The organism is Candidatus Albibeggiatoa sp. nov. BB20 (genome assembly GCA_016744725.1).
Taxonomy (GTDB): Bacteria; Pseudomonadota; Gammaproteobacteria; order Beggiatoales; family Beggiatoaceae; genus Albibeggiatoa.
In genome coordinates this window covers 11,186-26,920 of sequence record JADGDW010000045.1, presented here as the reverse complement: position 1 = coordinate 26,920, position 15,735 = coordinate 11,186, and the positions used below count along the sequence as shown (strand labels likewise).

General features: G+C 38.1%; 14 protein-coding genes and 2 pseudogenes. 11 read left to right on the top strand and 5 right to left on the bottom strand.

What is annotated here, in order from left to right; genetic code table 11:
- From ABXH34_RS07150 to ABXH34_RS07140, 3 genes and pseudogenes are all read right to left on the bottom strand, one after another.
- Positions 1-622 (bottom strand): RNA-guided endonuclease InsQ/TnpB family protein (locus ABXH34_RS07150; protein WP_353571182.1); only part of this gene is annotated, 622 nt, incomplete at its 3' end.
- Positions 603-698: pseudogene (locus ABXH34_RS07145) on the bottom strand (IS607 family transposase); the annotation flags it as partial. The gene ABXH34_RS07150 and the pseudogene ABXH34_RS07145, both read right to left, overlap by 20 nt.
- A 120-nt stretch (positions 699-818) precedes the next feature.
- Entirely contained in the window at positions 819-5,162 is a 4,344-nt protein-coding gene (locus ABXH34_RS07140) for a response regulator (RefSeq protein WP_353571181.1), read from the bottom strand.
- Between the two features lie 134 nt (positions 5,163-5,296).
- Here ABXH34_RS07140 and cobC point away from each other — a divergent pair, with 134 nt between their 5' ends.
- A complete protein-coding gene (gene cobC / locus ABXH34_RS07135; protein ID WP_353571180.1) occupies positions 5,297-5,821 on the top strand; it encodes an alpha-ribazole phosphatase in 525 nt (174 codons plus the stop codon).
- 25 nt (positions 5,822-5,846) lie between these two features.
- Here the strand turns inward: cobC and ABXH34_RS07130 are convergent.
- Positions 5,847-6,094: pseudogene (locus ABXH34_RS07130) on the bottom strand (transposase); the annotation flags it as partial.
- Positions 6,095-6,525: 431 nt separating this feature from the next.
- Positions 6,526-7,521 (bottom strand): WD40 repeat domain-containing protein, encoded by a 996-nt coding sequence (locus ABXH34_RS07125; RefSeq protein ID WP_353571179.1) that lies wholly within the window; start codon positions 7,519-7,521, stop codon positions 6,526-6,528.
- A 281-nt stretch (positions 7,522-7,802) separates the two neighbouring features.
- Between ABXH34_RS07125 and ABXH34_RS07120 the strand changes: the two genes are divergently transcribed.
- The 10 genes from ABXH34_RS07120 to fabF all read left to right on the top strand — a co-directional run bounded on the left by ABXH34_RS07120 (position 7,803) and on the right by fabF (position 14,893).
- Positions 7,803-8,309: a YceD family protein gene (locus ABXH34_RS07120; protein ID WP_353571178.1), complete on the top strand. Its 507-nt coding sequence runs from the start codon at positions 7,803-7,805 to the stop codon at positions 8,307-8,309.
- Positions 8,310-8,344: 35 nt separating this feature from the next.
- A complete protein-coding gene (gene rpmF / locus ABXH34_RS07115; RefSeq protein WP_353571177.1) occupies positions 8,345-8,524 on the top strand; it encodes a 50S ribosomal protein L32 in 180 nt (59 codons plus the stop codon).
- A gap of 3 nt (positions 8,525-8,527) precedes the next feature.
- Entirely contained in the window at positions 8,528-9,541 is a 1,014-nt protein-coding gene (plsX, locus tag ABXH34_RS07110) for a phosphate acyltransferase PlsX (protein ID WP_353571176.1), read from the top strand.
- A 12-nt stretch (positions 9,542-9,553) separates the two neighbouring features.
- Positions 9,554-10,531, top strand: a complete 978-nt coding sequence (locus ABXH34_RS07105) for a beta-ketoacyl-ACP synthase III (protein ID WP_353571175.1) — start codon at positions 9,554-9,556, stop codon at positions 10,529-10,531.
- 4 nt (positions 10,532-10,535) lie between these two features.
- Positions 10,536-11,087: an Rpn family recombination-promoting nuclease/putative transposase gene (locus ABXH34_RS07100; RefSeq protein WP_353571174.1), complete on the top strand. Its 552-nt coding sequence runs from the start codon at positions 10,536-10,538 to the stop codon at positions 11,085-11,087.
- Between the two features lie 94 nt (positions 11,088-11,181).
- On the top strand, positions 11,182-11,463 hold the full coding sequence (locus ABXH34_RS07095) for a hypothetical protein (RefSeq protein ID WP_353571173.1): 282 nt from the start codon (positions 11,182-11,184) through the stop codon (positions 11,461-11,463).
- Between the two features lie 34 nt (positions 11,464-11,497).
- Positions 11,498-12,442 carry an ACP S-malonyltransferase gene (fabD, locus tag ABXH34_RS07090; protein WP_353571172.1) on the top strand — a complete coding sequence of 315 codons (945 nt, stop codon included), beginning with the start codon at positions 11,498-11,500 and terminating at the stop codon, positions 12,440-12,442.
- Positions 12,439-13,182 (top strand): 3-oxoacyl-ACP reductase FabG, encoded by a 744-nt coding sequence (fabG, locus tag ABXH34_RS07085; protein WP_353571171.1) that lies wholly within the window; start codon positions 12,439-12,441, stop codon positions 13,180-13,182. The genes fabD and fabG overlap by 4 nt, the downstream gene beginning before the upstream one ends.
- 84 nt (positions 13,183-13,266) lie before the next feature.
- The gene (acpP, locus tag ABXH34_RS07080; RefSeq protein WP_353571170.1) at positions 13,267-13,509 is read left to right on the top strand and encodes an acyl carrier protein; all 243 of its coding nucleotides are present in this window, start codon (positions 13,267-13,269) and stop codon (positions 13,507-13,509) included.
- Positions 13,510-13,645: 136 nt separating this feature from the next.
- Positions 13,646-14,893 (top strand): beta-ketoacyl-ACP synthase II, encoded by a 1,248-nt coding sequence (gene fabF, locus ABXH34_RS07075; protein WP_353571169.1) that lies wholly within the window; start codon positions 13,646-13,648, stop codon positions 14,891-14,893.
- The last annotated feature ends 842 nt before the right edge of the window (positions 14,894-15,735 follow it).

Here is a 15,735-nt window from a genome sequence, read left to right as displayed (position 1 = left end):
TAAGACTCACTTTTAATTTTTGGTTAGCTGGAAAAACCACTCCATTACTTAAAGTGGCTAAACTTTTAATCCCGAAATCCACACCAACACTGGGTTGACGCTCAACATCCTTTGGGTTGTATTCTTGGGTTTCAACTAAAACAGATGCAAAGTATTTCCCTGTTTTTTTACTGATAGTCACTTGTTTAGCTATTCCATCAAAACGCAGTTTTTGACGCATTCGTATTTTTGTTTTGAGTTTTTCTATTCGCAACATACGTCCATCAACATCAAATTTAGCTTTTTCTCGTAATGCAAAACAATCATTGACATCTTTCTTTTTAAATTGCGGAAATCCTGCTTTTTGTTTGGCTTTAACTCGTCTAAAAAAATGTTTAAAAGCGTTGTCCAAATCGTCAATCGCATTACGAGTTACTCGGCTTGAAACTTCTGTATACCATTCGAATTGCGGGCGGATTGTTTTGATATAATATTGATAGGCTGCTGATTTAGACCATTTATTCTCTTTAAAATATGCTAATAGCTGGTTATAACAATGACGACGTGAACCGTAGGCTTTATCTAAATAGACAGCTTGTTCCTTTGTCGGTCTCAGTTCAACTTTATGCGCTAACAACATCATTCAAAGCGTCCATTAACTTCTTATGGCTACGACTACCATATAAGCGAGCAGAAAATACGGTTATTATTTCCAAAACTAGGGAGGACTTGAACCTAGTATCTTTGCAGCTTTACCTATTTTTACAAGTTTTTTTAACATTAGTACATCAATAGTGAAAATTAGTGTGGATTTCATGTTGCAGTTATTACCCCTCAACCTACCGATACAACCACACCCGCATCAATGACAGTAATTTCTCAGTATCAATCGGTTTTGCCAGATAATCATTTGCGCCTGCATTGATACATTTTGATTTGTCTTCTTTCATCGCTTTAGCAGTGAGTGCAATGATAGGCAATTTTTTAAATTTTGGCTGTTGGCGGATTTTCTCAATCGCTTCATAACCATCCATTTGTGGCATCATAATGTCCATCAAAACAATATTTATTTTTGGATTTTCAGCAAGGAGTTGCAATGCTTCTTCCCCATTCATCGCAACGGATACCTCCATATCTTTATCTTCTAAAGCGGTGGTCAAAGCAAAACTATTGCGAATATCATCATCTACCACTAACACTTTCTTATCCGTAAAAATAGCCTCTTTATTATGCTCCATACTCAATATTTCACGTTGTGAGTCCGATAAATTATGATCTAACTGGTGTAAAAACAGTGTCACTTCATCCAGTAAAAGCTGTTGATTCGCCGCAGGTTTTAAAGCCATATTGTCCTTTAACGCATTAATTAATTGCACTTCTTTGGCAGTTAAACTGCGATTTTCAGTGTAAGCAATCACGGGCGGATTGGATGGTAATGTCTCCAATTGGGTCAAAATGGCATTGCTGTCTGCCATATCCATATCTAATACTACGCAATCAAATTCAGCCTGTTCCAGCGTTTTTAATATCTCGGTTTGATTAGTTTGCACGACGATTTTTATCGTTTCATTGTAAATTGTCGATTGGATATTCTGTTGATGTTGCGGATTATCAGACACAATTAATACCTGACTTTCAATGTGTTCAATGCAATGCTCAATCACTGTAAACACATCACTTAATTGTTGTATATTCATTGGTTTATGTGAACATCCAATTGCGCCACGTTTCTGTGCATCCGCATGATTATGCTCCGAGCCTGAAATCACATGAATTGGAATATGACGGGTTTGAATATCATTTTTCAGAATATCCATTACCGTCCAGCCATCCAATTCGGGTAAACCAATATCTAAAATAATCGCACTGGGATTATATTCGTCAATCAAACGCAGCCCCATACGCCCATCAGAGGCAATCACACATTTAAAGCCTTTTTCATGTGCCAGTTCTAATAAAATATCGCTAAAATTATCATCATCTTCAATCACCAGTAAGGTTTTATCTTGTTCCGATAAATCGGCGCGATCATCTTTATAAATTTCATTAGGTGAAAATAAGGCTTCATCCGTTAACGAAGATAATGAGGCATTACTGCTAGGCATCAAATCTTGTACCGTGACAATGGATGAAATCGTATCAATAGCCGAAGCTTCAACTTGTTGGGGTTTTAGAGTTTTGCGAATATACAAGGTGAAAGTGCTGCCTTGAGCTTGTTCGCTTTTAAGCCTCAATTCACCACCAAGCAAATGTGCCAATTGACGTGAAATCGAAAGCCCTAATCCCGTCCCATTATATTTGCGATTGGTCGCGCCATCGACTTGTTGAAATGCCTCAAAAACCAATCCTTGCTGATCTTTTGGAATCCCAATCCCAGTATCTTTAACTCGAACGGCAACAATGTCATCAACAAGCCATCTCGTATGGGCTATTTCACTAGGCTCAGGCGATTCAATTATCAGCCGCACTTCGCCTTGTTCGGTGAATTTAAACGCATTAGATAGTAAATTATTAATCACTTGTTGTAAGCGTTGCGTATCAGTTTGAAGTGTAGCGGGGACTTGCTCTGCAACATCAATATGGAAATCGACCTGTCGTTGTTGTGCAACATGACGGAATTTTAGTTCCAATTTTTCCAGTAATTCATTGAGTATCAGCGGCTCAACATTTGCCTGCATTTTGCCTGATTCAACTTTAGATAAATCTAGGATTTCATTGATTAAGGTCAACAAGTCCGAGCCTGCACTGTGAATCGTTTGAGCATATTCAATTTGTTTGTTATCTAAATTACCCGCTTTGTTATCCGCTAAAATTTGCGCCAAAATCAATAAACTATTCAAAGGTGTACGCAATTCATGTGACATGTTCGCCAAAAATTCGGATTTATAACGGCTGGCAAGTTCTAATTCTTGAGCTTTCAGTTCAATCGCTTGGCGGGCTTTTTCCATTTCGGCTTGATTATGTTCCAACGCGGCATTTTTCTGTTGAATATCCTGTTTCTGAATTTCCAATTGAGCACTACGATCTTCTAAATTGACATTAACTTCACGCAGCTCTTCCTGCTGGACTTGCAGTTCTTCAGATTGGTTTTGTAACTCTTCATTTTGTAAACGTAATTCTTCTTGCTGGGATTGTAATTCTTCGGCTTGTTGTTGGCTTTGCTCAAGTAATACTTGCATTTGTCCACGTGACTTAGCAGTATTCACCACAACACCGATATTGGGCATCGCTTGTTCTAAAAAGTTACGCTGAATAGCAGATAAGGCATGAGTTGAACCAATTTCAATCACTCCTTTTAATTCATTTTCATATAAAAACGGCACAATCGTTACATGACTTGGCAACATATCGGCTAAACCTGATTGCACAATAGGTACACATTCCTCAAATCGACGGCTAAAACTCATCAATTTATGCTCTAAAGCGGCTTGTCCAACCAGACCTTCACCAATTAAAAACATTGTTGGGCGTTCATCAGTGCGGGTGTAAGCATAGCTGTCAATCAGTTGTAAATACGATTTTTGCTGGAATTTGCTAGGCAGTTGCTTATTATCAAGCTCATCGCTAGGCTCTTGTAATAAATAAAACAAACCGATTGCTGCATCAATATAAGTGGTGAGGAAGCTAATACTATTTTTTGCCAAACGTTGAAAATCTTGCTCACCTGTTAATAGCTCGTTGAGCTGAGATTGTCCTGTTTTCAACCAATCTTGTGCCGCATTTTGAGACGCAGTTTCCGCTAGTTTGGTTGCAGCCGTCTCTAAGGCATCTTTAATCTGAATCGTATCTCCACGGTATTCTGCAAGGGCTTTCACATTCTCTGAGCCTTCAGCCAACGCTTGCGAGACATGTACAATATCTTCAATCACACTGCGCTGATCTCTGAGTGCAATATCTAATGCTTGTTTGATTTGAATAAAATCTCCACGGTATTCAACTTGTGGCGCAATTTGCATATTACCCGCTGCAAGCCCTTCAGAAATATCAACAATATCTTTAATCACCACTTTGAAATATCGGGTCAGTGCATCAAATGCTTTGCCTATTTCGCTGACTTCATCATTGCGCTTCATGATATTTTGCATTTGTTCGCGTTCAATATTTTTTAGGCTCATGTCGCCATTGGCAAGCTGTTGCGCACTTCGAGTGATAATTGAAAGTGGAATACTAATTGAACGTGACAAGGCAATACTGACCACCGTACCAATAATAATAGCGATGAAAATAACCACCAGCATGGTATAAGTCATATCTTTTAAAATCGAAATCACTTCCTCAGTTGCGGTCAGCGCGTCATGTTTTTCCCCAGCCGCTAATTTAGTTAAAATATCCTCTAGTTCATTGATTATATCTTGTTCCAATTTATCTAAAATGATGATCGCATCCGCTTTATTTGCAGGATGATAACGCTCGAAAATTTCGGCCGCCCCTCTTTTTATTTTGTTATATAAATCATTTATTTGTCTTAGGTTCTCAACTTCATGTGGTTTTGTTTCTAAAGGCTTTAATTGATTAAAATATTTCTCAAATTCAGCCGCGTTTCCAGCAAATTCATTTTTCTCTTCCTCATCACCTGAAACATATTCAAGTAAGTCATTAATTAAATCCCCACCTTCATCCACTAACGACAAATAATTATGAATCCCCGGTAAATCATCATTCATCACTTCTTGCATATCTGTTGATTTAAATGAATCATCCATTTCAGCTTGACTGGCTTGTTTCAGCACTCGTTCAAGTACATCGCCATCACTCTCAATCCGATGGGCTTGATTGATTGCCCAATGTTCAACATCAGGACTATAACGCTCAAAAATTTGTTGCTCAATGGTTGTCACATATTTATTGAATAAGAATTCAATACGTCGTATGACCTTACTCTCATCCTCTTTGGACTCCAAGGGTTTAAGCTCTTCAAGAAAATCAATAAATTCTTGTTTATTTTTCTCAAAACCATCTTTTTCTCTGCCTTTACCTATGATGTATTTGAGTACGCTGGTATTCATATCACTAATTTCATCCAATAGCGATAAAGACAGAATCGCCCCTGGGACATCATCCTGACTCATTTCCCGTGCTTTACCCAACACAATATCATTCAGCACATAGATCACTGAGCCAACAGCAACCAACATGATGAGTAAAAAACCAAACCCTAAAGCGAGCTTACGTCCAATTGTCATAGCAAATACCCTCGGCTGGCATTGATGTTTTTAGATAATAAAAAATATTTATTTAAATATAGAAAAAATTCACTTGAATTCGAGTAATAATATTGAATAGATTTTAAATAAAAAGATTGTGATATGGAATATTTATGCAAATTCATTTAATTCGCCATACCAAACCTGATATTGCTACGGGCATTTGTTATGGACAAACTGATATATCGTTAGCAACTTCATTTGAGACTGAGAAACAAGCTATTTTGTCGCGGCTTTATTCTCACTATGATGCAGTTTTTAGCAGCCCGCTGTCACGCTGTACTCAATTAGCCCAATCGATTCCAACCCAATTTTATCAAAAAGATAGCCGCTTATTAGAAATGAATTTTGGGGCTTGGGAGTTAAAAAACTGGGATGACATTAAATCAAAACAATTCGGTTTATGGTTAGATGACTTCGTCAACGTACAAACTGAGGAAGGTGAAAGTTTTGTGCAGCTCTATCAACGTGTAACAGAGTTTGTAGAACAGCTATCGACTAAAGATTACCAAACCGTCGCCATCGTGACTCATGCTGGAGTGGTTCGAGCTATTTTGGCGTGGCTATTAGAAATTCCATTACAAAATATGTTTAGATTACAAGTACAATATGGTGATATTTATACGATTACACCATAAAAAATTTCCTGCTTACTCATAATGATCAGCCAAAATTAAGAAGATGATAAGGCAAGGGAGGAGTTCTGAGAGCAACATAAACTAAAGTTCAAGTTGAAACCATCAATTAAAGCAGTAGCAAAACTCAGCTATATAGCGAGGAAGATGTTTATGTTGGATTGCATGGTAGACTCCAATAATAGCGGTTTTAACATTAATAATCATAGTATTAACCTAAGCAAATTGTTCAAGCGTTATGCTATGAACCCTGCCACCAGTTATAACACAAGTGTGTTTGCATCTGGGTTTAGAGAAGAGCTACCAACGTCGTTTAGGTAACTGCAAAGCTTAAATTATTTAAGTTTATATAAAAACCAACTAAAAGAGTTACCAACATCGTTTGGACAATTGCAAAAATTGAGTAGATTAGGATTAGATAATAACGAGCTAAAAAAGTTGCCAGCATCGTTTGGACAACTGCAAAAATTGAATACTTATGATATACAGTGATTTTCTTCTTATAGTGTTACATGAGAATTTTTATTTGCATAGCTATAACCATTTAAGATTAATATAGTCAATTTCGGTTTATGTGTTAGGATTGGCAGTCCTTTTACACTTTAAATATCAATCAATTTCAAAATCGAGGACTGCCAGTCCTGTATCACTTTAGAATAAAATGACTATATCTGTAACAATTTATAACGAAACTACTATATAAGCCTTCAATTTGATTGATGAGGCAATGTTAATAATTCGTTTCCATTGCTCACATCCCATAATTTTACGGTTTTATCGCGACTGCCTGAAGCCAAATAACGTCCATCGGGGCTGAAGGCAACTGAAAAAACCCAGCCATCATGACCACGCAAGGTAAATAATTCTCGACCTGTTTGCACATCCCACAAGCGTATGGTTTTATCCACACTACCCGAAGCTAATACTTGACCATCAGGACTAAATGCAACTGAAAAAACAGTATATTCATGACCTTGTAAAATCTGATGCTCTTGTCCTGTTTCTACATTCCACAAACGGATTAATGTATCATTGCTGCCCGAAGCTAATAACTTCCCATCAGGACTAAACGCAATAGAATTCACCCCACTTTTCGCTTCAAATGTCACATTTGGCTGTTGCCCACTTCCAACTTGCCACAAACGAATCGTATTATCTTCGCTGGCTGAAGCAAGCATTAAACTATCATGCTGGGTAAAACTGACCGCTTTAGTCCAATTCTGATGCGCTTCCAAACTATACAATAAAGCTGGCGGTAATTGATGGTAAATAGGTACTAAATAATTTTTAGTTTTTAAATGCAATCCTGTAATTTTAAATATAATATTATCTGGCTTAGCCTCTTTTTTATTGCCATTTTCAACTAATTTGAGTTGCGCATAAACGGGATGAGATGAACTAGATTTATTTAACTGCTCAATCTGTGAGTCCTGTAAACGCAAATGAATATCGCCCGCTTGATCTTGAAACGGCAGCGCCCATTGTTCCCATGTCACTTGGATAGGCAATGCTTGAGACACTGTATTATAACTATCAGTCACAAGCTGGGCATGACCTGCAATAATAGGATGTTTTAATAAACCATGTAGACGCTGTTTAAATTCAGTCCGAGTTTCTAGCTCATCTGGCAAAAATGGAAAACCAGAAGGCAAAACAAAACCTGCATCCAATTCAGTTTGCTGTATTTGTGATGTATTCTTCATCGAGGTGGTATAACGTGTGATATGCTACTATGAGATGATTATTATTTTTATATGCTTATTGTAGCATTTTTCTATTGCTCAAAATCAAACCTTTAAAGCTTAAATATGGTGATCTTGGCTTAAATATAAAAGTCACTAAATAAATGTTAGAATTTGAGTTAAGCATATCCACTTAAGATAGAGCCTGTCAGTTTCATTATTTTTAGTTTGAAATAGCCAACTTAACATCATAAAATAACGTGCTTGATAAGCGAACCCATTTATTATAGAATTCCCGCCTCATGTTAAATGACTTACCCAAAGAAATAGACCCAATTCACCTTGCACAACAATCAGTTGTCTTAAAAGGTGAGATAGATTTTGATGATATGCCGCGTTTGCAAAGCAGCCTGAATGATAAACAAGGCAAAGCTTTATTTGAATGGCACTTTACTCAAGACGAAGATAATCATCACTTGATTCAAGGGCATATCGGCGCAACAGTTGGGCTTATTTGTCAACGCTGCTTAAAACCTGTCGCTTGGGTGGTTAATCAAAAAGTTGGGTTAATGATTTTGACTCAACGACATACAGAAAATGACTTACCTGGTGGATATGATGCTTTAGAGCTAGAGCACAATCCCATTCAACTGATTTCACTTGTAGAAGATGAGCTAATTTTGGCCTTGCCTATTATCGCAAATCATGATGTTTGTCCTAAGAATGAATATCAACAAGCGGAACAGTGGGAAGAGTTTAGAGAGCATAGCAATCCATTTAGTGTGTTAAAAAATTTAAAAAATGATTAGGGCTGCCAGTCCTTACATAAAGTCGGAGTAATCTAATGGCTGTTCAACAGAATAAGAAATCACCTTCAAGACGTGGTATGCGTCGTTCTCATGATGCATTACGTGCAGCAACATTATCTGAAGATACACAAACAGGTGAAGTACATTTGCGTCACCACATTTCTCCAGATGGCTATTATCGTGGTCGTAAGGTTTTACCTAGCAAGGACGATTAAGGTTTGACTCCTCGTATTGCTTTAGACGCGATGAGTGGGGACTTTGGCGTAGAGGTCACTGTCCCTTCTGCGCTTCAAATCCTCCGTGAATATAAAGATTTGGATCTCACATTAGTTGGAGATGCTGACGTATTAAAGCAAAAACTAGGAAAACTTCCAGCTAAATTAAGCCAACGTATTACAATTCATCATGCTTCCCAAGTGGTTGAAATGAATGAAAAACCATCGTTTGCGCTGAAAAAGAAAAAAGATTCTTCAATGCGGGTGGCGATTAATTTGGTCAAAACAGGTGAAGTCGATGCCTGTGTCAGTGCGGGTAATACAGGTGCGTTGATGGCGACAGCACGTTATGTATTGAAAACCTTACCGGGGATTGACCGTCCTGCAATTATCACCACGATTCCAACTATGTATGGACATACCCACATGTTAGATTTGGGAGCAAATGTTGATAGCACGTCACAGCATTTATTGCAATTTGCAGTGATGGGTTCGATTTTAACCAGTGCTGTTGATAATATTGAAAATCCAAAAGTGGGTTTATTAAATATTGGTGAAGAAGAAATTAAAGGTAATGAGCAGGTCAAAGAAACGGCTAAATTACTCACAGAATTACCAATTAATTACATTGGTTTCATCGAGGGTGATGATATTTTTAAAGGCACGGCTGATGTCGTGGTTTGTGATGGTTTTGTCGGCAATGTCGCGCTTAAGACTAGCGAAGGAGTCGCCAAAGTGATTACACATTATGCAAAGCAAAGTTTCAGCCGAAATTTATATGCACGCTTTGCTGCCTTGGTTGCCCTACCTGTAATTAAAAATTTAAAACGCAAAATTGACCCACGTCGTTATAATGGTGCGAGTTTATTGGGTTTACGTGGTATTGTGATTAAAAGTCACGGTGGTGCGGATGTGGTCGCATTTACGCAGGCAATTAAAGAGGCGATTGTTGAAGTAGAGAAAAATGTCCCTGCACGTATCAGCAATCAATTAGCCACGTTATTGACACAAAATTAAAATGGGGTAGCTATGTATCAAGGCAAAGAAGGTCAATATGCAAAAATTATTGGCACAGGCGGCTATTTACCCGAAAAAATCTTAACCAATGCTGATATAGAAAAAATAGTTGATACCAATGACGAATGGATAGTCGAGCGTACAGGTATTAAGCAACGGCATATTGCAGGTGAAAATGAATCGACTTGTGATATGGCAGAACATGCAGCACGCCAAGCATTAGAAATGGCGCAATGTCAGCCCGAAGATATAGACCTCATTATTTTAGCCACCACTACTCCCGACCGAATTTATCCTAGCACCGCCTGTTTATTACAAGAACGTCTGGGTTGCATTGGTGCGCCTGCGTTTGATGTACAAGCGGTGTGTAGCGGTTTTGTGTATGCGTTAACGATAGCAGAAAAATTTATTAAAACAGGTTCTGCAAAACGGGCTTTAGTGGTTGGTGCGGAAACCTATTCTCGAATTTTAGATTGGAAAGACCGTGGTACTTGTGTGCTATTTGGTGATGGTGCAGGCGCGGTAGTCTTAGAAGCCAGTGCTGAACCTGGTATTTTTTCAACTCATCTTCATGCTGACGGTCGTCACAAAGATATATTGACTGTCGGTGGTCAAGTTAATCAAGGTGAAATTGTGGGCAGTGGTTTCACAGTAATGAATGGGACTGAAGTCTTCAAGTTTGCTGTGACCCAGTTAAGCAAAGTGGTTAAAGAAGCCCTTGCTGAAAATAATATGCAAGCAGATGAAATTGACTGGTTTATCCCACATCAAGCCAATATGCGTATTATCAGTGCCACCGCAAAGAAATTGCATTTCCCAATGGAAAAAGTAGTCACCACAGTTTCAGAACATGGTAATACCTCAGCGGCATCCGTGCCTTTAGCCCTGAATATTGCGGTACGTGATGGACGAGTTAAAAAAGGTCAAACCTTATTACTAGAAGCGATTGGCGGTGGATTTACTTGGGGTGCAGTGTTGTTGAAGTTTTAACTTTATGAATATCCATGATTGTGGTTATAAAAAACTGTTTTCAAATAAAGCTATTTTCCAAGAATTATTAGAAACTTTTGTTCATTTAGATTGGGTGCAAGATTTAGATTTTGAGCATTGTGAGAAACTGGATAAATCTTTTGTTTCAGCACATTACAAAGAAGCTGAAAGCGATATTATTTATAAAATCCATTTTAAACAGCCAAATCGTTTGCCTGCATATATTTTAATATTAGTAGAATTTCAGTCCACAATACAACGCTTTATGGCTGTTCGTGTATTGAATTACATTACTAATTTTTATATGGATTATATTGCAGCTCATAAAAATGCAACTTTATTACCACCGATATTTCCAATTGTGTTATATAACGGTGATGCAAAATGGACAGCACCAACAAATATTAAAGATTTAATTGAACATGCTGATTTATTTGATACATATATACCGAATCTGGCTTATTTTAAAATTGCAGAAAATGAGTTTAACAAACAAGATTTACTCAATATAAAAAATGTGGTTTCAACTTTATTTTTAGCTGAAGCACACTTATGATATTAATTTATTAAAACAAGAGTTAATAACTGTATTTGATAAGGCTGAGGATAAAAAAGCCATCTCAATTCTGCTAAACTGGTTTGAACAACTGGTGATTCATGGCAGACATGAACAAGCGGATTATGATGCACTCAATCGAGTATATCAAGATAAGAATGAGGTTAAACAAATGTTATTAACAGCCATTCAAAAAGAGCATGAAGTATTGAGAAATCAAGGTATTCAGATAGGTTTAGCTGAAGGTATACAAGAAGAAAAACAAAGAATGGTTAAATCCTTATTATTTAAAGATATGGATATTGCCTTTATTACATCAATTACAGAATTATCAGAACAAGATATTATTGAAATTAAGAAAAAATTAGAACACTAAAAACTTTAAACCTAAAAAAGCTTATAACCAAACAATGAAACACGCATTTGTATTCCCCGGACAAGGTTCACAAACAGTCGGCATGTTGGCAGAATTGGCTAGCATTTACCCTATTGTTCAACAAACGTTCGAAGAAGCTTCAGAGGTCTTAAAATATGACTTATGGAAGCTCTCACAACAAGGGCCTGCTGAAGAGCTAGGACAAACTGAAAAAACCCAGCCTGCATTATTAGCAGCAGGTATTGCTATTTGGCGGATTTGGAACGACTTAGACGGCGTTCAACCTAAAATCATGGCAGGACATAGTTTTGGGGAATATATCGCTTTAGTTTGTGCCCAATCAATCAGTTACACCGATGCGGTCATGTTAGCGCATCATCGTGGACAATTCATGCAGCAAGCTGTGCCTGAAGGAACAGGGGCAATGGCTGCGATTATGGGACTGGCAGATGACAAAGTGATTGAAGCCTGTGCTCAAGCTGCGGAAAACGATGTGGTGAGTGCAGTGAATTTTAATTCTCCCGGTCAAGTCGTTATTGCTGGACATAAAATAGCCGTTGAACGTGCTGCGCGTATAGCCAAAGACATAGGGGCAAAAAAAGCCACTTTATTACATGTCAGCGTGCCTTCCCACTGTGCATTGATGAAACCTGCGGCGGAAAAAATGGCGGAAAAATTGGAAGAAACCAATATCAGCCCCCCGAAAATTCCTGTGATTCATAATTTCAATGTGACTTGTCATGATAATCCAGATGATATTAGACACGCATTGCAAGCACAATTACATCATCCTGTTCGTTGGGTAGAAACCATCCAATTGATGGCAAGCAATAATGTGCATACGATCTTTAAGGCAGGGCCAGGCAAGGTATTAGTAGGCTTGAACAAACGTATTGATAAAACCATGGTCACGATGCCATTAGGCGATCCTGAAAGTTTAGACAAAGCCTTAGCTAAAGCGGCGGAGGACGACGCATGAAATTAGATTTAACTGGCGAAACCGCATTAGTAACAGGTGCAAGTCGTGGTATTGGTCAAGCGATTGCTTTAGCATTAGGTGCAGCAGGTGCAAAAGTGTATGGTACGGCCACATCAGAAAATGGTGCGGCAGCCATCAGTCAATATTTAGCAGACAACAATATTGAGGGTGTTGGCAAAGTTTTAAATATTGCACAGAGTGAATCAGTCGCTGCTTTATTTAAAGATTTAGGCAAAGAAATGCCTAGCATATTGGTAAATAATGCGGCGATTACCCGCGATAATTTATTCATGCGTATGAAAGATGATGAATGGACAGATGTGATTAATGCCAATTTAAACGGCACGTTCCGTATGTCAAAAGCATGTTTGCGTGCAATGATGAAAGCAAAACATGGTAGAATTATAACCTTAACTTCTGTAGTAGGCTTAACAGGTAATGCAGGTCAAACCAATTACTCAGCATCAAAAGCGGGTGTGCTTGGTTTTACTAAATCATTAGCTCAAGAGATTGGCAGTCGTGGGATTACAGTTAATGCGATTGCACCGGGGTTTATTGATACCGATATGACTCAGAAATTGCCAGAAGAATATCGAAATAATTTATTATCAAACATCCCGCTGAACCGAGCTGGGGATGTGCAAGACATTGCTGCAGCGGTGGTATTTTTAGCATCGAATGCAGCAAGTTATATTACAGGTGAAACTTTGCATGTGAATGGCGGCATGTATATGGCATAATGCCAACGCAGCAAATTTTGTCAACCAACTGAACGTTAAGTTAAACTTAAGCAGTCCTAACTGCTTTTTGGAGGAAAATTAGGCATGAGTGCAACCATTGAAGAACGTGTCACGAAAATCGTCGTTGAACAATTAGGCGTTAAAGAAGAAGATGTAAAAAGCAGCTCTTCTTTCGTAGAAGATTTGGGGGCAGATTCTTTAGATACTGTTGAATTAGTCATGGCTTTAGAAGAAGAATTTGAGTGTGAAATTCCTGATGAGGAAGCTGAAAAAATCACAACAGTTCAACAAGCTATTGACTATATTAACAAACACTTAGAAGATTAGTGTTGTCATTAGTTTGGATTTGGAGTACAAGCATTTTGGTTTAACCAACGAGGACTTCGGTTCACGATACTTGCACTCCATTTTAAGAATGATGTAGGTCGGTGATACCGGCCTTTTTGTATTTTGGGGTAGCGCAGTGAAATATAAACGTGTTGTTGTTACAGGATTGGGTGCAATTTCGCCATTGGGTTTAAACGTGCAAGTAAGCTGGGAAGCGGCATTAGCGGGTAAAAGTGGCATAAAAAAAATGACTGCTTATGATGCCTCACGCTTTTCAAGTCAGATTGCAGGAACAATCGATGGCTTTGATGTCACGCAGTATATGCCAGCAAAAGAGGCGAAAAAAATGGATCCCTTTATTCATTATGGGATCGCAGCCAGTTGTGAAGCAATTGAAGACGCAGGTTTAGAAATTACTGAAGATAATGCAGATCGGGTTGGAGTTGCAATTGGTTCTGGCATTGGCGGACTCCCCGGTATTGAAAAAGGACATTCTGCTTTCTTAAAGGGAGGCCCTCGCAAAATTTCTCCTTTCTTTGTGCCGAGCAATATTACCAATATGATTGCGGGTAATTTGTCGGTTAAATATGGTATTAAAGGCCCTAACTATGGAATTGTTACTGCCTGTTCCACTGGTACGCATAATATTGGTGATGCTGCACGTTTAATTGTGTATGGCGATGTGGATGTGATGATTGCAGGTGGCGCTGAAATGGCTTCATCTGAAATGGGTTTAGGTGGCTTTGGTGCTGCACGTGCATTATCAACTCACTTTAATGAGACACCTGAATTAGCTAGCCGTCCTTGGGATTCTGGCCGTGATGGTTTTGTGTTGAGTGATGGTGCTGGGGTTGTGGTTTTAGAAGAATATGAACATGCTAAAAAGCGTGGCGCGAAAATTTATGCAGAACTTGTTGGCTATGGTATGAGTGGTGATGCGTTTCACATGACATTGCCTGCTGAAGATGGTGATGGTGCAAAACGTTGTATGCTCAATGCCTTGAAAGATGCTGAGATTAACCCAGAACAAGTTGATTATATTAATGCACATGGTACATCGACACCCGCAGGTGACAAGATTGAGACTATGGCAATTAAGCGGGCATTTGGTAACGCAGCAGAAAAAATTGCGGTAAGTTCAACTAAATCGATGACGGGGCATTTATTAGGTGCTGCAGGTGGTTTAGAAGCGGTGTTTTCAGTGTTAAGTATTCGTGACCAAGTTGCGCCACCGACGATTAATTTAGAAAATCCAGACCCAGAATGTGCAGGTTTAGACTATGTGCCTAATCAAGCACGTCAAATGCCGATTGATATTACTTTAAGTAATTCATTTGGTTTTGGTGGTACTAATGGTACTTTGATATTCAAAAAAATCGCATAGTTCAATTATTTCACTTCCTAGCTCTTGCTCAAACAGATAAAGAATTAGGAGGTTTAAATCATTTCCTGATTCCCCGTCATCATCAGACAATTTAAGCATGTGATAAGGCATGGGAGAAATTGAAAGCAACATAAGCCAAATGGCAATACAAGTATGCTTGCAACCCATTTTTTGAACGACTTTAAAACCACAGAAACAACTTCATGCTTTGAACTGAGATGACGTTTAATCCAAGCTACAATATTCTTCAATATTGACGACATTCTATTACTCCCCTACTTGGAACATACATAACTTCTCGGGAATTCCCAATTAAATAAGGCTTCTTCACATTATTCTTCTGTTCCATAATCCTCTATGGACTTGGGGAGGCTGTACCCAATTTAAAATTGCACTTGTTTTTTTATTACTCTTCCCCGTTGCTCTATATTTTTAGTTTATAGTTCATCAACTCTCAGGTCGGTTTTAACTACATTTGATGGGTAATCAGGAATAACTTTGTTACTGAACTTCCCTGCCTGCATTTTGTAAGATCAATCTTGTTTGCCTAAAAGGCGGATTTTTAAGCTTATATTGAAAAATAAATAGATATTATTTTGCTATAGTTATTTATCTATAATTTCAAATTTTAATGATAGATTTTATACTTATTTCCCATACAATAATATTAAAGTCATTTTGCTGTCACGGAAAATATAACTGACTCTCATCATGCAGATGAACTTTGTTTTAAAACAATGCCTATACAGAGATGAATAATATGGAATATTCAATGTTAAATCAAACTATTAGCCAATCACGCCGCTTTACTTTAAAAGCAATGGCTGCACTGCCTTTTTGTG